The 19,011-nt window shown below is 69.0% G+C and carries 14 protein-coding genes; 5 read left to right on the forward strand and 9 right to left on the reverse strand.

The genetic code is table 11. The features are described 5' to 3' along the window. Window positions 1-123 precede the first annotated feature (123 nt). Genes murJ through ACZYZ7_RS14130 form a run of 3 tightly spaced genes read right to left on the reverse strand, consistent with a single transcriptional unit; the run spans window position 124 to window position 7,093 of the window. Complete coding sequence (gene murJ / locus ACZYZ7_RS14120; protein WP_463741176.1) at window positions 124-3,807, reverse strand: murein biosynthesis integral membrane protein MurJ; 3,684 nt, start codon at window positions 3,805-3,807, stop codon at window positions 124-126. Continuing rightward, on the reverse strand, window positions 3,804-6,293 hold the full coding sequence (locus ACZYZ7_RS14125; RefSeq protein ID WP_463741177.1) for a DUF6049 family protein: 2,490 nt from the start codon (window positions 6,291-6,293) through the stop codon (window positions 3,804-3,806). Before ACZYZ7_RS14125 ends, murJ begins: the two co-directional genes overlap by 4 nt. Further along, window positions 6,290-7,093: an NUDIX hydrolase gene (locus ACZYZ7_RS14130; RefSeq protein ID WP_463741178.1), complete on the reverse strand. Its 804-nt coding sequence runs from the start codon at window positions 7,091-7,093 to the stop codon at window positions 6,290-6,292. Before ACZYZ7_RS14130 ends, ACZYZ7_RS14125 begins: the two co-directional genes overlap by 4 nt. Before the next feature lie 84 nt (window positions 7,094-7,177). Here ACZYZ7_RS14130 and ACZYZ7_RS14135 point away from each other — a divergent pair, with 84 nt between their 5' ends. After that, on the forward strand, window positions 7,178-8,635 hold the full coding sequence (locus ACZYZ7_RS14135) for a CCA tRNA nucleotidyltransferase (protein ID WP_463741179.1): 1,458 nt from the start codon (window positions 7,178-7,180) through the stop codon (window positions 8,633-8,635). 18 nt (window positions 8,636-8,653) lie between these two features. Further along, window positions 8,654-9,145: a pullulanase gene (locus ACZYZ7_RS14140; protein ID WP_463741180.1), complete on the forward strand. Its 492-nt coding sequence runs from the start codon at window positions 8,654-8,656 to the stop codon at window positions 9,143-9,145. A 10-nt stretch (window positions 9,146-9,155) separates the two neighbouring features. Here ACZYZ7_RS14140 and ACZYZ7_RS14145 read toward each other — a convergent pair whose 3' ends face one another. After that, window positions 9,156-9,932 carry a TIGR03084 family metal-binding protein gene (locus tag ACZYZ7_RS14145; RefSeq protein WP_463741181.1) on the reverse strand — a complete coding sequence of 259 codons (777 nt, stop codon included), beginning with the start codon at window positions 9,930-9,932 and terminating at the stop codon, window positions 9,156-9,158. 23 nt (window positions 9,933-9,955) lie between these two features. Beyond that, a complete protein-coding gene (locus tag ACZYZ7_RS14150) occupies window positions 9,956-11,239 on the reverse strand; it encodes an MFS transporter (protein WP_463741182.1) in 1,284 nt (427 codons plus the stop codon). Between the two features lie 88 nt (window positions 11,240-11,327). Between ACZYZ7_RS14150 and ACZYZ7_RS14155 the strand changes: the two genes are divergently transcribed. After that, window positions 11,328-11,933: a YqgE/AlgH family protein gene (locus ACZYZ7_RS14155; protein WP_135459667.1), complete on the forward strand. Its 606-nt coding sequence runs from the start codon at window positions 11,328-11,330 to the stop codon at window positions 11,931-11,933. A gap of 17 nt (window positions 11,934-11,950) precedes the next feature. Here ACZYZ7_RS14155 and ACZYZ7_RS14160 read toward each other — a convergent pair whose 3' ends face one another. Together ACZYZ7_RS14160 and ACZYZ7_RS14165 are read right to left on the reverse strand one after the other, a co-directional pair. Further along, the gene (locus tag ACZYZ7_RS14160; protein WP_044514280.1) at window positions 11,951-12,301 is read right to left on the reverse strand and encodes a hypothetical protein; all 351 of its coding nucleotides are present in this window, start codon (window positions 12,299-12,301) and stop codon (window positions 11,951-11,953) included. 58 nt (window positions 12,302-12,359) lie between these two features. After that, entirely contained in the window at window positions 12,360-13,295 is a 936-nt protein-coding gene (locus ACZYZ7_RS14165) for an LpqN/LpqT family lipoprotein (protein WP_463741183.1), read from the reverse strand. 211 nt (window positions 13,296-13,506) lie between these two features. Between ACZYZ7_RS14165 and leuS the strand changes: the two genes are divergently transcribed. Continuing rightward, a complete protein-coding gene (gene leuS / locus ACZYZ7_RS14170) occupies window positions 13,507-16,371 on the forward strand; it encodes a leucine--tRNA ligase (protein ID WP_463741184.1) in 2,865 nt (954 codons plus the stop codon). Between the two features lie 48 nt (window positions 16,372-16,419). Here the strand turns inward: leuS and ACZYZ7_RS14175 are convergent, their stop codons facing one another. Next, window positions 16,420-17,094 (reverse strand): SDR family oxidoreductase, encoded by a 675-nt coding sequence (locus tag ACZYZ7_RS14175; protein ID WP_135459665.1) that lies wholly within the window; start codon window positions 17,092-17,094, stop codon window positions 16,420-16,422. A 77-nt stretch (window positions 17,095-17,171) separates the two neighbouring features. Between ACZYZ7_RS14175 and ggh the strand changes: the two genes are divergently transcribed. After that, window positions 17,172-18,512, forward strand: coding sequence for a glucosylglycerate hydrolase (ggh, locus tag ACZYZ7_RS14180; RefSeq protein WP_135459664.1), 1,341 nt, complete (start codon window positions 17,172-17,174; stop codon window positions 18,510-18,512). Window positions 18,513-18,516: 4 nt separating this feature from the next. Here the strand turns inward: ggh and ACZYZ7_RS14185 are convergent, their stop codons facing one another. Then, a complete protein-coding gene (locus tag ACZYZ7_RS14185; protein ID WP_135459663.1) occupies window positions 18,517-18,999 on the reverse strand; it encodes a MarR family winged helix-turn-helix transcriptional regulator in 483 nt (160 codons plus the stop codon). Window positions 19,000-19,011 lie beyond the last annotated feature (12 nt).

The following is a 19,011-nucleotide window of genomic DNA, read 5'->3' on the forward strand; positions in this document are numbered from 1 at the left end:
GCCGGCTCCCCCGAACCTTCTCACACGCTGAACCTAAACGCTGTCGGGCAGCGGCCTGGACACTTGTTTGCTCCGCGCGCGATAACTCCTGGTCAACGCCCCAACTCGGCTGGGGATGACGGTTCAGGACGCCGCTTTGATGGTGACTTCGGAGATGTCGGTGCGGCTCTTGCCGTCCACGGTGCCCAGCGTCGAGATCCACACCAGGACGTATGAGGTCGACGACGCCTTGTTCACCGAGATGGTGTTGGAGCCGGGCTTCAGCGGGGTAGCCGGGGTCAGCTCGGTGGTGTCCGACAGTGACGACGGGGTGGCGGACTGGGCCGAGCGGATCTGCACCGAGGTGCCGGTGCTCGTCACGTTGAGGGTGACCGAGCCGACGACGGTCGGCTGCGGCAACTGCAGCATCAGGCCGACACCGTTCTTGAACCCGGGGAACGGGGAGGGATCCGAATAGGTGTCGGTGGACCACGCTGTGCCGGTGTTGCCGTCGATGGCCTGTCCGGCGGTAGCCGGTGAATCGGCTTCACCCTCAGGCGAGAACACCGTGGCCCGAACGGGTTTCACCGTGCTTCCGGTGGCGGCCGAGGAAGTGTCCTGGGTTCCGTCGCTACTCGACGGCGCGTTCAGGCCGAGCTCATCCCGGTTGAGACCACCGCCGACGTCGCCGAAGATGCTGTTGAGCACCGAGGCCATCACCAGCAGCGCCACCAGGATGATGCCGGCGCCGACGCTGATCCCGATGATCAGGCCCTTGCGGCGCCGCGCTTCGGCGGCTTCGTGTTCCTCGGGCGTGTCGTGCACCCGGACGGGGGCGGCCGGAGCCGGGGTCTCCTCGACCGACCCCAACAGCTCGGTCCGATCCGCGATGGCGGTGGCCTGTTGCAGCAGATTCAAAAGGGTTGGAGCACTCCGGATCCCACCACCAGGCTGGACGGCGCGAGCGGCTGCAGCCGAGATCTGGAACGGGATGTCGCGGTCGACTGCGCGCGGCTCGACCGGCTGCCCGGCCTGGTCCAGGGCGGCAGGCTCCAAGCCGCTGCGCGACCCGGACTCCGGCAGCGGCCACCGATTCACCAGCAGCGCGTAGAGAGCCGCACCGATACCCCGGATGTCGTCGTCAGGTGTGGCGTCGGGCATGGTGGCCGGGAAGGCAAGCGCCACATCGCCTTCGATGCTGACCCGCACCCGGCCCGGGTGATCGATCGACAGCGCAACCCCGGCACGATGGGCGGCCTCGGCGGCAGCGGCCAGCGACTGGATGGCCCGCGCCCCACCGATCGGGGACGGCGAGGTATCGGCCACCTCCGCCAGCGAGCCGCCGCGAATCCACTCAGAGACGATCAGGCCGCCTGATCCGCTGTGGGCCACATCGAGCACGCGCGCGATACCGGGAACGTCGATGCGGCTGAGTTTGAGGGTGCGCGAAAGGATCTCCTGCACCTGCGCGTCGGACATGGTGGCGTCCGGGTCGACGAAGGTCAGCGCCACCTGACGGTCCAGTGCGGTATCCAGCGCCTGCCAGAACTGCAGGTGCGGTGGGCCGCCGTGGAACACGAGCAGCCGGTAGCGGCCCTCGGCGATCGTCGCCCCCGGAATGAGGTGCACATCTTCTTCGGACGATTCCAGTGCGGCATCGTTGGGAGAGGCGAACGAGATCGGCTCACGGGTCGGATCGCCGCCGTAGTCGGTGAGTGGGCGCGTCGCCCCGTTCGACCGACCCGCGGCCGCGTCGTCGGAAGCGGCGCCCTCGGCCGGTGTGGTGGCTTCCGGACCGGCAGGGGCCACGTCCGGTTGGAACTCGTCGGCGGCCGGACGCGGCAACTTCGTCGTATCGGTTGTCATGCCGGAACTCGACGTGGAGTCCAGTGCCGGGCCGTCCGCAGATTCGTCGGTCACCGGTGATCCTTTCCACATCCCCGCCCCGGCAACACCTGCCGGACTCCCGCCTCCGGCGGCTGCCGGGCTTGACGGCCACCCAGTGGGAGCAGAATTCCTCTGATCAGGGTACGTGACGGGCATGGGCGGATGAGGCCCGACGGGCGGCGCAATTGTTTGCGCGGCTACCTTTCCGGCCTCCGGCAGCGGCGCGATACGCCCACGCCCGAGTCGGCGGCGGACCATGGCCAGCGCCGACTGGGCCTCGGGCACCCGGGCCGCGAGCATCACGCCGGCAATGATCGGGACCATGATCACGCCGAGGACAACCAGGCGCAGCAGCGAACCCCCGGCACCGGCACGCGCGGTCAGTGCGTCCAACCCCAGCAGCCGGTCGGCCGCGTGGGCCACCAGGCTTGCGATCAACGAGGCCGCGATGGTCACCAGGATCGTGCGGATGACAGCGTCGCGCAGCAGCCGTCCGCCACGCGGTCGGAGGTTGGCTTTCAGCAGCAGATGGCCGACCACCGCCCCGGCCGCGAAACCAAGGCCGTTAGCCAGGCCCAGGTAGCCGGCCACCATGTTGGGGTTGTCGGTCAGGTGGGGTGCGGCGATCGAGCCGATGATCTTGACGATCGTGATCACGACGATGATCAGGATCGGTGTCCACGGCTGCTCCCGTGCGTAGAACACCCGCAACTGCAGCAGCACCAGCGCGTAGGGGATCAGGGTGAAGGCCGAGAGCGTGATCGCCATCCCGAGGTACCCGGCGTCGGCGGCGCTGAAGTTGCCGTACGCGAACAGTGCGCTGCCGATCGCCGGCCCGCCGACGGTCATCATCGCCACGATCGGGATCAGCGTCACCATGGTCAGACGGGTGGCCAGGGAAAGATCGTCGAGGACGGCGGGGACGTCGTCGGCCGCCGCGTTGCGGCTCAGGCGCGGCATCACCACGGTCAGCACCGTGACGCCGATCATGCCGAACGGCAGCTGCAGCACCAGCCAGGTGTAGTTGTAGATGGCCGGGCCGGAGGCGGAGGCCGAACTGGCGATCTGGTTGCCGACGATCAGGCCGATCTGGCTGACCAGCACGTAGAGCACCATCGCGGCAGCCATGGTGCCGAACTTCTTCAGCCGGGCGTCGATACCCCACAGCGGCCGCAGGCTGACCCGCTCGGCGCGGATCGCCACGAACAGGACCGCAGCCTGGACCACCACACCCAATGTGGTGCCGACGCCCAGGACCACCAGCTTGGCCGTGCCCAGCTCGACCGGATCGCTCGACAACTCACCGGGCACCAGGACGAAGACGCCCAGTGTCACGATCGCCACCACGTTGTTGAGAACGGGGGCCCAGGCCGGGGGGCCGAATACGTTGCGGGTGTTGAGGATCGCGCCGAACACCGAGGTCAGCCCGTAGAACAGCACCTGCGGCAGCAGCAGGTAGGCGAACGCGACGGTCAGCGGATCGTTCACCTGCGGATCGCTGCCGAGCATCAGCCGGACCAGCAGCGGGGCGCACAGCACCGAGAGCACGGTGGTGACCAGCAGCAGGGTGGTGGCCAGCGTCACCAGCCGGCGGATGAATGCGGTGCCGCCGTCGGGGTCGTCGCGCTCGGCCCGGGCCAGCACCGGCACGAAGATCGCGGTGAACGTGGCTTCGAGCACCAGCGCGGCGACCATGTTGGGCAGCTGGTTGGCCACCGAGAACGAGCTCGTCAGCGGTCCGCCGAGCAGGGCCATCAGCAGAACGAACCGGAGGAACCCGGTGATGCGCGAGATCAGCGTGGCGAACGCCATGCCCCATGACCGTGACACGACCGCGGAGTCGGACAGCTCCGCGCGTCCGGCCGGCCGGGCCGGGCCGGTCGCGTGCGGAATCCTCGGCGGGCCGGGTGGCCGGGCCGTGTTGGGGTCGGGGGAGGTCATCTGGGTCGATCCGGACTGTGTTCGGCGGCCGCCTTCGGGGCGGCCTCGACAGCGTCTCCGCTGCCGGTGTCATTGTTGAACGCCATCGCGACGTCGAGCGGGTCAGGGTGTTCGCCCGGCGGGATGAGGTCCGCGCGGTCGGGCTGGCCGCGGAAGCGGTGCCACAACCGGCGACCGGCGAGCGCCACGAGCACCGCCCCGGCCGACAGCGTGATGAAGAACAGCACCTTGCCGTAGGCGTTGGAATGCACCGACAACCGCACCGGCTCGCCGAGGGTCAGACCGTCGGCGGTCTGCAGGCTGACGTCGACGGCCACCCGCTGGGTGAAGTGCACCTCGATCGGTACCCGCAGCGGCAGGTAGCCGGGCGGCAGTTCGATCTCGCCCATGTCGGTGACGGTCATGCCGGGCGGCGTATCGACGTGCAGCCGGACCCGTACCGGCACCGGCAGGTCGTTGCGCAACGCCAGCGGGAGCGGGCTGCGTTCGGTGGCCAGCGTGTACGCCCCACCCGGGTTGACGATCGTCACCGCGCCGAACATGTCGTTGACGCTGCGGCTGACCGTCTGCAATCGCTGCTCGGCCAGCCCCTCACGGGCCTCCGGCGGCACGGACTGGCTGAGCGCCCGCAGCATGTCCTCCCGCAGCGGCGCGGTGTACTGCATGCCGGTCAGCCCGGTGCGCTCGTCGGTGGTCAGCGCGGCGGTCAGCCCCCACAGCCGGCTGATCACCGCCGCGATGCCGCTGTTGATGTTCTCGTCGATGCTGCTGCGCGGGTTGCCGAGGGAGTCCGGCGGCGGGGGCGCCACGGGCTCGGGTGGTACGGCGTTGCTCTCGGCGATCACGGCGGGCAGCGGGCGCGGCACGGCCAGCCCGGCGTGGATCGTGGTGGCCACCGACGTCAGGATGGCCTGCGCGTCGTCGGCGTCGAGGGACCACACCAGCGGTGGCATCAGGATCTGGGTCCTGGGTTCCTCGGTGGGCGTGAGCCCGCGCCACAGCAGAGCACCCAGCGCATCCTGGCGGCGTGCGGTCTGCGAGTCGTGGCGTACCGGGATCTCCAGTGACGGGTCCAGGTAGGACGGCGCCACCGGGTCGGTGCCCGCACCGGCCAGCGCGGCACCGACGGCCGGGTCGAATCCGGCGGCCACGACCTCTGGCCGGTACCGCAGCGGCGCGACGTCGGCGGTCTCGGGAGCGCCGGTTTCCGAGTCTTGGGCGGCGATGTGAGCGGCCGAGATGGCGACCGTCTGGCCCTGGGCGGCCAGCAGGTCCAGGGCCGGGCGGGTGAGGGGGCCGTCGCCCAGGATGCTGGCCCCGCGGATCGAGGCGACGCCCAGAATCTGGTCGACGATGTCGCCGGCACCATTGGTGGCGATCGCGCTCAAGCCCGGATCGCCGACCCGCTGCAGTGCGGTCAGATCGGCTTGCGCGTAGTTGGTGGGCGCCACGCAGAGCCGTGCGGCCAGGGCGCGCAGTCGATTCAGCCAGCCGATGGCGGCCTCCTGGCCGGTACCGGGGCGAGTCGGGGTCCTGGGCCCGGCGTCGGGCCCGTCGTTGACGACGTAGCCGCCCGTCATCGCGTTGACCGTGACCAACAGATCGGGGTCGACGGCAAGGCACATGGTGGCTCGCATCTGGCCGCCGGAGTCGACGGTCGGCCCGGTGGCGAAGTCGGCTGCCGACAGCAGTGTGTCGAGCCGTCCGCCCGGGGCCAGCGAGGCGGCGAGGCTGTCGTCGACCAGGCGTACGGGCGTCGTTCCACCGGGGGCGCCCGGGGCCAGCCGCGGCCGGTCGGCCAACGGCCAGAGCATGGTCATCCGTACCGGCTGCGACGTGTCCGGCGGTACCACCGAATTGAGGGTGTCCGCGGCTGACATCGAGTCGGTGCTGTTGTCTGCTTGCCGGTCGGACGGTACGCCGAGGACGGGCAGCAGGAAGCGGGCATCGTCGAGTTTGGCCGGGGCCCCGTAATCGGGCGTGCCGTTGACGTTGATCAGTACGGGGTAGACGCCGGGTTCGGTGATGTGCAGCGATCCGGCGCCTTCGGCGCGCAGGGGGTAGGCCAGCGTGAATCCCACCGACTGGCCGCGCTGCAACTCCGGTGCCAACGTGACGAAGTCGGCCACGGGCTCGAACCGGTCACCGTCTCCGGTGAGGTCGGTGCGCAGCTGGCTCGACGAGGTCACGGCCTTGGCGTGCTCCATCCGGATGTCCACGTCGCGTACCGGCCGGTCGCCGACGTTGAGCACGGCCCCGCTGACCGTCAGCACCGATTCACTGGTGGTGGTGACGACGTTGGGGGTGACGCGGTCGATCCGGATCTGCAGGAACGGCAGGGCACCGGGTTCGCTTGCGCCCGCACGGGGCAGGAGTACGGGGAGCGCGGCGGTGGACCACACCGAGAACAACAACACCACCGCCACAAGCACCACTGTGTGCGCCAGGAGGGAGACCCCTCGGCGCACCGCCGGGGCGGCGGTCACGGTCCCTGTCCGCATCCGTTCGTGCGCCGGCGGGGCTGGGGTTGCGCAGGGTCGTCGCGGCGGTGATTGCGGGCATGTGAATGGGTCTGGGGACGGCGCCGGGGCGCGCTGCGGGGCAGCGGCGGCAAGGAACCGGGACCGTCGGTGTGCAGCTTGTCGATGAGTTCCCCGGCCACTTCGGCGAGCTTGCGCTCGTCGGCGTAGGCCAACCGGGAGGGCAGATCCCGCAGCGGGACCCAGGCGACCTCGGTCACCTCGACGTCGTCGTCGGACAGTTCCCCGCCCTGAAAGCGCAGGAGGTAATGGTGCACGGTCTTGTGCACCCGGCGGCCTTCGGTGACGAACCAGTAGTCGATGCTGCCGAGCGCGGCCAGCACGTCACCGCGGATACCGGTTTCTTCGGCGACCTCGCGGATCGCGGTCTGCTCGGCCGTCTCGCCGAGTTCGATGTGCCCCTTGGGCAGCGACCACAGCATCCGGCCGCGGCGATCGACCCGGCCGATCAACGCTGCCACCTGGGTGTCCTTGGGGCCGTCGATTCCGTCGATGACCAGACCTCCGGCCGACGTCTCGTGCACGGTGCGCAGCCGCTCCGGTGGCCGGCGCGGCCGCGATTTGTGCTGCTTGGACTGGTCACGCGGGGTGGGTGCGGGATTCGGGGAACTGGCGGTCGCCTCGCTGGGGCCGGCGGCGTCATTGCCCTGATCACCGGCCGGGGGCCCCGCCGCCCTTTGTGCACGACGACGGCCACGACGCCGGCTGCGGCGCCGTCGTGGTTTGGCCTGTTCGCCGTCCGACACCCAAGCGATAGTAGCTGCCACGGGGTTGGCCTCCTGCCCCACTCGCCGGTTGTGACCACACTGCGAGCATTAGGCTCATCGAACGTGTCCGACGCTGTTGTTACTGATGCCGAATTGTTGGCAGGCGCACTGGTCTCGCTGAACCACCGCGCCGAGGTACTGCGCGGGCTCGGTGCGGTGTTCGCCGCGGCGGGTCACGAGTTGTATCTCGTCGGCGGCAGTGTGCGCGACGCCCTGCTGGGCCGGCTGACCGAGCACAGCGATCTCGATTTCACCACCGACGCCCGCCCCGAGCAGATGTTGAAGCTCCTGCGCCCGTGGGCTGACGCGCTGTGGGATACCGGGATCGACTTCGGCACCATCGGAGTCGGCAAGGGTGAGCACCGGCTGGAGATCACCACGTTCCGGGCGGACAGCTATGACCAGGTGTCGCGAAATCCGACTGTCGAGTTCGGCGACAACCTCGGAGACGATCTGGTCCGCCGCGACTTCACCGTGAACGCGATGGCGGTACGCATCACGGCCGACGGCCCAGCCGAATTCCATGATCCGCAGGGCGGTTTGGCGGCCATCCAGGCCAAGGTGCTCGACACCCCGTCGGCCCCGCAGGTGTCGTTCGGGGACGATCCGCTGCGGATGCTGCGGGCGGCCCGGTTCGTGTCGCAACTCGGGTTCGGGGTGGCGCCGCGGGTGCTCGAGGCGCTGCTGGAGATGGCTCCGCAGTTGGAGCGCATCACCGTCGAGCGGGTTGCCGCCGAACTGGACAAGCTGCTGCTGGGCGCGGATCCCGTGGCCGGTGTCGATCTGATGGTGCAGACCGGGCTCGGTGACGTGGTGTTGCCCGAGGTCGGCGAGATGCGGATGGCCATCGACGAACATCACCAGCACAAGGACGTCTACTGGCATTCGCTGACGGTGCTGCGCCAGGCGGTGGACCTGGAGGACCAGGGTCCGGACCTGGTGTTGCGCTGGGCTGCACTGCTGCACGACATCGGCAAGCCCGCCACCCGCAAGCACGAGTCCGACGGCGGGGTGAGCTTCCACCACCACGAGGTGGTCGGGGCCAAGATGACCCGCAAGCGGATGCGGGCGCTCAAATACTCCAAGCAGATGGTCGACGACGTATCGCAGCTGGTGTATCTCCATCTGCGGTTCCACGGCTATGCCGACGACAAGGGCACCGGCAAGTGGACCGACTCGGCGGTGCGCCGCTACGTCGCCGATGCCGGCCCGCTGCTCGGCCGGCTGCACAAGCTGGTGCGCGCCGACTGCACCACCCGCAACAAGCGCCGTGCCGCGCGACTGCAGGCCAACTATGACGATCTGGAGAACCGGATCGCCGAGCTGGCGGCCAAGGAGGACCTGCAGCGGGTCCGGCCGGATCTCGACGGCAACGAGATCATGGAGATCCTCGGTATCCCGGCGGGTCCGCAGATCGGTGAGGCATGGCGGTATCTGAAGGAGTTGCGGCTCGACCACGGGCCGTTGTCCCGCGAGCAGGCCATCGACGAATTGTTGAAATGGTGGAACGCCAGGGGCTGATCGTGCGTCTGATCAGTCATGGACTACTGCCTGGGTGACCCCGACGGGACCGCGACCATCTTCACCGGGGTGCCCGATGTGGATGTGGACGGCAACGGCAGCCCCGACGGCATCGGCCTGGATTTCGACGGGGACGGCCGTATCGATGATGTGATGGCCGATTTCGACGGTGACGGTATCGCCGAGCGAGCGGTGCTCGACGTCGATGACGACGGGCAGGCCGAAAGTTACTTCTCCGACGACGGTTCGGGCACCTGGGCGGTGCGGGTGGACCGCTCCGGGCAGGTGCGCTGGTTCGGGTTGGACGGGGTCGAAAAAACCGGAGGGCCGCTGGTCGATTTCGACGGCGACGGCGCGTCCGACGACCGGTTGATCGACGTCGACGGGGACGGTTTGGCCGACCGGGTGCTCGGGCCGGGCTTGGCGTACGTCGACACCGACGGTGACGGGCGGTGGGACCTGAAGCTGGCCGACACCGATGGGGACGGCCGCGCCGACGCGGTCTCCTGACTCCGCGTGCTCAGCTCCGGCCGGAGCCCGGCGGCCCGGCGAAGGCCTGCGCGATGGTCAGCCACTTGGCCGCGTCGTTACCGACCGCGCTCACATCCAGTTCGGCGGGCGCCCGGCGCTGGGTCACCAGCATGCAGAAGTCTTCGGCCGAACCCGTCACGCGCTGCTGGGCGTCGTGCGGTCCCCACTCCCACAGCGTGCCGTCGGGAGCGCGCAGCTCGACCCGGAACGGCTCGGCGGGTGGTGTCAGTCCGTGCACGGTGAACGCGAAATCCCTTGTGCGCACGCCGATGTGGGCAATCGAGCGGAGCCGCGCGGTGGCGGGCCGGTGGACTCCCAGCGCGTCGGCCACATCGAGGCCGTGCGCCCAGGTCTCCATCATGCGGGCGGTGGCCATGGACGTCGCGCTCATCGGCGGGCCGAACCAGGGCAGCTTGCGCCCTTCGGCCACGTTCACCAGCTCGGTGTGCAATCTCGCGCGGGTCCCGCGCCAATCGGCCAGCAGCTGCTCGGGAGGCGTCAGCGCGAGTTCTTCGGCGGCGGCGTCGACGAACCCGGTCGGGTCCTGCATCGCCTCGGCGAGAACCGCGTCGAAACCGGCTTGGTCGGTGATCGCGATGACCGACACCCGATCGGTCCACAGCAGGTGGGCGATCTGGTGGGCGATGGTCCAGCCCTGGGCCGGGGTGGCGGTGGCCCAGCGCTCGGGCGGCAGGTCGGCCACCAGGGCATCGAGTTCGTCGCTCTCGGCGGACAGGTCGGCCACGATCGGCTCGGCGCTCACCATGGCGGCCAGCCTAGACCGCAGGGTCACACCCGCTTCGGGGATGCCAGCGTGGCGTGGAGTCCGAGGCCGACGAGATAGGCCACGGCGCCGGCGACCACCAGTGCCGGCGACCGCCCGTCGGCGGGAATCACCGCGGCCGCGCCCGCGATCGCCGCGACGAACGACATCCAGAACAGCGCGTCCTGCACGGTGAACACGTGGCCGCGCAACGCGTCGTCGACGTCGATCTGCATCGCCGAATCCGCGCAGAGCTTCACCAGCTGGCCTGCTGCGCCGAGCAGGAAGCCACAGGCCAGCATCACGGGCACATGCAGCCCGATGGCCACCAGCTGGATCAACACGGCGAGGCACAGTGCGCCGTTGGCGGTCGCGTAACGACCGAACCGGCCGATCGCCGCGGGAGCGGCCACGGTGGCCAGGAACTGGCCGATACCCCCGGCTGCCAGGAACAGGAATGCACTGCCCAGGCCCAGTCCGGTCACATCCGGGTTGTCGGTATGCCGGACGATCACCAGCACCAGAAGCGAGTTGATCCCGAACGCCATGCGGTGTGCGGCGAGCCCGCCCAAGGTGCCGGCGACGGTGGGCACTGCCCACACCGTGCGGGCACCGTGAACCCAGCCGGTGGCCACCGCGTACGCCACCGAGCCGTGAATGGTGCGCTTGCTCGCGTGTGGACCCAGCACATGCGCACCGAAGCGCACCGACAGCCACAACGCCAGTGCTACCGGAAGCGCGACGATGAACATCACCACCGAGGCGCCGGCGTCGTAGGCACCGAACAGATTGCGCGGCAGCAGCATGAAGACCGCGCCGAGGAATGCCGCCAACGCGCCGATGGCGGTAGCCACCGAGTTCATCGTGATCACCCGGTCGGCCGGCACCACGTCGGGCAGCGAGGCCGACAGACCTGAGGAGACGAACCGGGTCAACCCGTTGACGATCAGCGCGCAGCACAGGATGGGTACGTCGCCGACACCGAAGGCCAGCAGTGTGCCCACTGCCAGCACCACGAGCAGCCGGCCTGCGTTCGCCCCGATCAGCACGAGGCGGCGGTCCCAGCGGTCCAGCAGGGCACCGGCGAACGGGCCCAGCACCGAGTACGGCAGGAACGTCACCGCGAACGAGGCGGCGATCTGCCAGGGCTCGGCCTCGCGTTCCGGGTTGAACAGGATCGCGCCGGCCAACCCGGCCTGGAAAAGGCCGTCGGCGAACTGGCTGACCGCGCGCAACTCCAACAGCCGGCGGAATTCGGTCATGCCGCGCAACGAATGCCAGAGGGCACGGAGCGCGTGAGCATGAACCACCCGATCAACAGTACAAAGCTGCGCCGAAATCCGACCGCGCCCGGGCTTGTTCGCCACCTCGAGGCAATCGCGGTGCCATGATGTAACCGTGGCGCAGTCAGAAGACCCGGAGGATTTCATCGCGCCTGCGGCGCACCGGGTACGACCGGGCACGCTGCTGCTGGCCAATACCGATCTGCTGGAGCCGACCTTCCGGCGCAGCGTCATCTACATCGTCGAACACAACGCCGGCGGAACCCTCGGTGTGGTGTTGAACCGGCCCAGCGAGACAGCGGTCTACAACGTGCTGCCGCAGTGGGCGAAGCTCACCGCCAAACCCAAGACCATGTTCATCGGCGGCCCGGTCAAGCGGGACTCGGCGTTGTGCCTGGCGACGCTGCGGGTCGGCATGCAGGCCGACGGCGTGCCAGGGCTGCGGCACGTGCAGGGCCGGGTGGTGATGGTCGATCTTGACGCGGACCCGGACACGCTGGCCCCGGTCATCGAGGGCGTACGAATTTTCGCCGGGTACTCCGGCTGGACCATCGGTCAACTGGATGGCGAGATCGAACGCGACGACTGGATCGTGCTCTCGGCGCTGCCATCGGATGTGCTGATCGAGCCGCGGATCGACCTGTGGGGCCGGGTGTTGCGCCGTCAGCCGTTGCCGATGTCGCTACTGGCCACCCATCCGATCGACGTCAGCCGCAACTAGCGGCTATCTGCACTCCGTCACTTACAAGACAACGTGCAGCTGGCACATGAGCCGGCGCATCCCGCACCGGAAGCCGAACCGGCCTCCGCTGCCGCGACGGCCTTGGCACTCTGCCAGCAGCCGGCGGCCACTGTGGCGACGGCGCCGATGATGCACACCATGACGACCATCAGACCGGTGTGGGGTGCGGCGGCCAGGGCGGCGGCCCCACCGGCGGCGAGCATCACCGCGGCAGCCAGTTGGGTCGGGGCCACAGCCCTCAAGACTGACCGCACGGGATCACCGGTGCGAGGCCTGGTCAACAACCACAGCCCGAACACACCGACGATGACGGCGGCGCTCAGGCACAGCAGCGCGGCGATCAGCATGCGCCACACAATACGAGGCGCCGGTCGGTAAAGCGAGGTCGGGTTTGGTCCCGGTGGTTCAGCCCTGCAGGCCCAGGAGCTGGGGCAAACCCGGCGCCGGAGCCGGTGCGGGTGCAGCCGGAGTAGCTGGCGGCGGCGCAGCGGCCGGGGCCGGGGCGCTGACCTTGAAGCCGGACACGATCGCGTCGGCGGCGTCGGCAGCCGCGGAAACACCCTGGTTGGCGGCCGAGGAGTTCACCGACAACGACACCAGGTAACGGTCCGGGCCTGCAGTGGCCAGGATGTGCCTGCGTGAGGTGTTGAGCATCTGGCTGCCCGACAGATAGCTACCTTCGATGAAAGCCGACGGGAAGCCGTTGAAGTCGCCCATGGCCATGTCGGTGGGGCGCCAGCTCTGCAGCTGCTGGGTGTCGACGAAGCCGTGGCTGGCGGCTTCGACCGGATCGAAATTGCCGACGAGCTTGTAGACCACGACCTGTGCGTTGGGGGTGTAGAGGTCGGTGCTCGAGCGGTCGGCGATCACCGCGAAGGCGTCGGGCACGTTCGGGTCCGGCACTTTGGTCCAGCCCGAAGGCAGCGGCAGCACGATGCTCAGCGCCTTGAAATCGTGGCTGACCTGAGGCTGCATCTGCACGCCCTTGCTCTTGAAGAACTCGGCGAAGGTGCCTGACGAAGCCGGGGTGATGGTCTGGGCCACCGGAGCCGGCGCCGCGACCGCAGGTGCGGGGACTGCCGCGGCACCCGGGGCGACGGCCGCACCCGGGACGCCTGCGGCGGCTGGGGCGGCCGGAGCGGCAGCAGCCTGCGCGGGAGCAGCCGGAGCGGCGGCGGGGGCGACCGTGACGGTCTGGGTCACCGTCACCGGGCCGGGAACGCTGGGTGCCGGAAGTAGGGGCTCGGCTGCGGCGGTCTGACCGGCGAGGCCGACAACCCCGGCCACTCCGACGGCCGTTCCCGCTGCCAGCACCCGCCATCGGCGGGCCAACTCGATCATCACTCGTTCCCTCCGCAAACCGTGCCCTCACCAGGCAACCTCGTCTCTAGGGGGCGAGACTATCCACGGGGCACCGCCTGCCACCAGCAACTCAATCGACCTGGAACCAACCCCTGACAGAGCTGCGACGCAACCGATACCAAGCCGTGGCCAACGGAGGGGTGAGACGGGCGGTGAGCTGCTCAAACCGTGGCCTTATACCCTGAACGGCGTGATCGAACCCGCCAACACGTCCCAGCCAGGGCATTCAGAGGACACCCCGCAGCACCGTTACACCGCGGAACTGGCAGGTCAGATCGAGCGCACCTGGCAGGAGACCTGGTCGGACCTCGGCACGTTCAACGTGGCCAATCCGGTGGGCTCGCTGGCACCGCAGGACGGCTCGGCGGTGCCCGCCGACAAGATGTTCGTCCAGGACATGTTCCCGTACCCGTCCGGTGACGGCCTGCACGTCGGGCACCCGCTGGGCTACATCGCCACCGACGTCTACGCCCGGTACTACCGGATGACCGGACGCAACGTGCTGCACGCGCTGGGCTTCGATGCGTTCGGCCTGCCGGCCGAGCAGTACGCCGTGCAGACCGGGACGCACCCGCGCACCCGTACCGAGGCCAACATCGTCAACTTCCGCCGGCAGTTGGGCCGGCTCGGGCTGGGCCACGACGCGCGGCGCAGCTTCGCCACCACTGATGTCGACTTCTACAAGTGGACACAGTGGATCTTTCTGCAGATCTACAACGGCTGGTTCGACAACGCGGCTCGCAAGGCCCGGCCCATCAGCGAGCTGGTGGCCGAATTCGACTCCGGGGCACGCACTCTCGATGACGGCAGGACGTGGGCCGAGCTGTCGGCAGCCGAGCGCGCCGATGTGGTGGACGGCTACCGCCTGGTGTACCGCGCCGACTCGATGGTGAACTGGTGCCCGGGCCTGGGCACCGTGCTGGCCAATGAGGAAGTCACCGCCGACGGCCGCAGTGACCGCGGCAACTTCCCGGTGTTCCGGAAGCGCCTGCGGCAGTGGATGATGCGCATCACCGCCTACTCGGACCGGCTGCTCGACGACCTGGATTTGCTGGACTGGCCCGACAAGGTCAAGGCCATGCAGCGCAACTGGATCGGTCGGTCCACGGGTGCCTCGGTGGAATTCGGCACCGCGGCCGGCGATGTCGAGGTGTTCACCACCCGCCCGGACACGCTGTTCGGTGCCACCTACCTGGTGCTGGCTCCGGAGCACAATCTGGTGGATGCACTGGTCGCCGATGCCTGGCCCGAGGGCACCGATTCGCGGTGGACATTCGGTGCGGCGACGCCGGCCGAGGCCGTCGCGGCCTACCGGGCCGGGATCGCGGCCAAGTCCGATCTGGAGCGCCAGGAGAACAAGACCAAAACCGGTGTGTTCCTCGGTGCCTACGCCACCAACCCCGTCAACGGGCAGCAGGTTCCGGTGTTCATCGCCGATTACGTGCTGGCCGGTTACGGAACCGGCGCGATCATGGCGGTGCCCGGTGGCGACCAGCGGGACTGGGACTTCGCTACGGAGTTCGGCCTGCCCATCATCGAGGTGGTCGCCGGCGGTGACATCACCGAGGCGGCCTACAACGGTGACGGCACCATCGTCAACTCCGACTACCTGAACGGGTTGTCGGTGGCCGAGGCCAAGGACGTCGTCATCGGACACCTCGAGGCCGACGGCCGCGGCCGGGCCCGGATCGAGTACAAGCTGCGGGACTGGCTGTTCGCCCGGCAGCGGTACTGGGGCGAGCCATTCCCGATCGTCTACGACGCCGACGGCCGCGCCCACGCGCTGCCGGAATCGGCCCTGCCGGTGGAACTTCCGGATATCCCCGACTATTCGCCGGTGTCGTTCGACCCCGACGACGCCGACAGCGAACCGTCGCCGCCGCTGGGCAAGGCCACCGAGTGGGTGCATGTCGAGCTGGATCTCGGTGACGGGCTGCAGAGCTACACCCGCGACACCAACGTGATGCCGCAGTGGGCGGGCAGCTCCTGGTACGAGCTGCGCTACACCGACCCGCACAACTCAGAAGAGCTGTGCGCCAAGGAGAACGAGGCCTACTGGATGGGCCCGCGCCCGGCCGAGCACGGGCCGAACGATCCGGGCGGTGTCGACCTGTACGTCGGTGGCGTCGAGCACGCGGTGCTGCACCTGCTGTACTCGCGGTTCTGGCACAAGGTGCTGTTCGACCTCGGCTTTGTCAGCTCGAGCGAGCCGTACCGCCGTCTGGTCAACCAGGGCTACATCCAGGCCTTCGCCTACACCGACGCCCGCGGCAGCTATGTGCCCGCGGCCGAAGTCGTTGAGCGCGAAGGAAGGTTCTTCTGGCCGGGGCCCAATGGTGAGATCGAGGTCAACCAGGAGTTCGGCAAGATCGGCAAGAGCCTGAAGAACTCGGTCTCACCCGACGAGATCTGCGACGAGTACGGCGCGGACACCCTGCGGGTCTACGAGATGTCGATGGGTCCGCTGGAGGCGTCGCGGCCGTGGGCGACCAAGGACGTCGTCGGTGCGTACCGATTCCTGCAGCGGGTGTGGCGAGTGGTGGTCGACGAGGAATCCGGCACGGAGCGCGTCGGCGCCCACGAGGCACTCGACACCGACACCTTGAAGATCCTGCATCGCACGATTGCCGGGGTGACCGAAGACTATGCGGCGCTTCGCAACAACACCGCGGCCGCCAAGCTGATCGAGTACACCAACCACCTGACAAAGGAGGGGGTGGCGGCTCGCGCCGCGATCGAACCGCTGGTGCTCATGGTCGCCCCGCTGGCACCGCACCTGGCCGAGGAGTTATGGAAGCGGTTGGGCCACGACACCTCACTGGCGCACGGACCGTTCCCGGTGGCCGATCCGCAGTATCTGGTGGACGACACCGTCGAGTTCCCGGTACAGGTCAACGGCAAGGTGCGCGGCAAGATCACGGTGGCCGCCGACGCGGACAAGGCGGCGCTGGAGGCCGCAGCGCTGGCCGACGAGAAGGTGCAGGCCTTCCTGGACGGCGCCACACCCAAGAAGGTGATCGTGGTGCCCGGCCGGCTGGTCAACCTCGTCGTCTAGCGATTTGTGGAGTTTCGGCCGTAATCAGCACGGCCAGAACTCCACAAATCACCCGGGGCGGACCACGATTTCGTGTACGTGACCGTCGGGCGGGGTGGTGACAGCCGTCGCCACCAGCCCGGCGACCGTCTCGGGCTTGAGGAACTTCGCCGGGTCGTAATCGCCGGCGCCGTCGGTCTCATAGGCCACCAGGTCGCGTTGCATCTCGGTGTCGGTGCGCCCGGGGAAGATCGAGGTGACCCGCAGTGACGGTTCGTCGGCGCGCAGTGAGTCGGCGAATGCGCGCAGTGCGAACTTGCTCGCCGAATAGGACGCCATCCCCGGCGAAACCTTCTGTCCGGCACCGGAATTGATGAAGACCACGTGTCCGCGGGCGGCCCGCAGCGCGGGCAGCAGGGCCAGCGTGAGCGCTACCGCGCCGGTGACATTGACCTCGAAGGATGCCCGCCACTGTTCGGCGATGGACTCCGAGACCCGGCCCGGGTATAGCACGCCGGCGTTGTGCACGAGCACATCGAGTTCGGCGAGCACCTCGGTGGCGGATTCGATTGAATCGGCGTCGGTCAGGTCCAGCGGCCAGGTCGGCGCGCCGAGGCGTTCGGCGACCGCGTCGAGGCGGGCCGACGGGCGCCCGGCCAGAAACAGCGTGTGGGTGGGAGCAAGGGCGGCGGCGATGGCCGAACCGATGCCGCCAGCGGCTCCGGTGATCAATGCAGACGGCACGACTGCAACGTTACTGTGACGCCGTTTGGCACGGGGCCGACCTGCGGAGCGGGCCGCGGCGTCGCATCATGGTAGGGATGCCACCGGATCCCAGCTTCGCTCCCACCCAGCTCGCCGCGCGGGCCGCCTACCTGTTGCGCGGCAACGACCTGGGTGTGATGACCACTGCCGCGCCGTTGCTGTATCCGCACATGTGGAGCTGGGACGCGGCGTTCGTCTCGATCGGGCTGGCCCCGCTGAGCGTCGAGCGCGCGGTGGTGGAGCTCGACACCCTGCTCTCGGCACAGTGGCGCAACGGGATGATCCCGCACATCGTGTTCGCCAACGGCGTCGATGGCTACTTTCCCGGCCCGGCCCGATGGGCCACGTCGGCCCTGGCGGCCAACGCCCCGCGGAACCGGCATACCTCCGGCATCACGCAACCGCCCGTGCATGCGATCGCGGTGCAGCGCATTCTCGACCACGCCCGCAGCCGCGGCCGGTCCACCCGGGCGGTGGCGGCGAGCTTCCTGGACCGGCGGTGGGCGGACCTGGTGCGCTGGCATCGCTGGCTGGCGGAGACGCGCGATCAGGACGGCCGCGGCCGCATCACGCTGTATCACGGGTGGGAGTCCGGCATGGACAACTCACCGCGCTGGGACAGCGCCTACGCCAACGTGATTCCCGGCAATGTGCCGGAGTATCAGCGCGAGGACAACGCGATCATCACCGACGCCACGCAGCGGCCCAGCGATCTCGAGTACGACCGGTATCTGTGGCTGCTCGAGGAGATGAAATCCGTTCGCTACGACGATGATCTGCTTCCGAAGGTGATGAGCTTCGCGGTCGAGGACGTGTTCGTCTCGGCGATCTTCTCGGTGGCCTGCCAGGTTCTCGCCGAGATCGGGGAGGATTACAAACGCCCCAATGCCGATGTCCGTGACCTCTACTCCTGGGCCGAACGGTTCCGGGTCGGTGTGGTCGAGACCGCCGATGAACGCAGCGGTGCGGCAAGGGATTACGACGTGCGCGCGAAGAAGTGGGTGGCCACCGAGACGGTCGCACAGTTCGCTCCGCTGCTGTGTGGCGGATTGCCGCACGATCGTGAACGCGCCCTGCTGCGGCTACTGGAAGGTCCGCGTTTCTGCGGGCATCCGGACCTGCGGTATGGGCTGATCCCGTCGACCTCGCCGGTGTCGCGGGACTTCCGGTCGCGTGAGTACTGGCGCGGCCCGGTGTGGCCGGTGATGACCTGGTTGTTCTCGTGGTGCTTCGCCCGGCGCGGTTGGGCCGAGCGGGCCTCGACGCTGCGCCGGGAAGGGTTGCGTCAGGCCAGCGACGGGACTTTCGCCGAGTACTACGAGCCGTTCACCGGGGAGCCGCTGGGCAGCATGCAGCAATCGTGGACCGCGGCGGCGGTGTTGGACTGGCTGGGATAGCCCGCTACTCGGACTTGGCGTGGGCGGTCTGAGCCTGATCGTTCTGGACGGCCAGGCGCTCGAGCGGGGCCAGGGCGGCGGCGAGGGTGGCCAGGTCATCTGCGCTCAGGTTGGCCAACCGGGCGGCCAGATCGGCACGACGCGCGGCCAGCGATTCGCGGTGCTGCACCAGCCCGCGTGGGGTGACCTCGACGAGCACGGCACGGAGGTCGGAAGGGTCGCGGGAGCGCTTGACCAGGCCCAGCTTCTCCAGCCGGCGGATTGCCACGGTGGTGGTGGGGGTGCGCACGCGCTCGCGGGCGGCCAGCTCGGTCATCCGGATCGGGCCCTGGTCCAGCAGGGTCAGCAGGATCGAGAGCTGGGCCAGCGTGAGCTCTCCGGCGGTGCCCTTGTTGGTGTCGCCTCGGCGCAGCACCGAGAACACCTTGGAGAGAACGCGTTGCAGCTCTCCGGCCAGCTCTGTGACCTGTGAATCGGGCTCCACCATAATTCGCTAGTC

The sequence above is a fragment of the Mycobacterium sp. IDUB_17 genome, assembly GCF_055419465.1.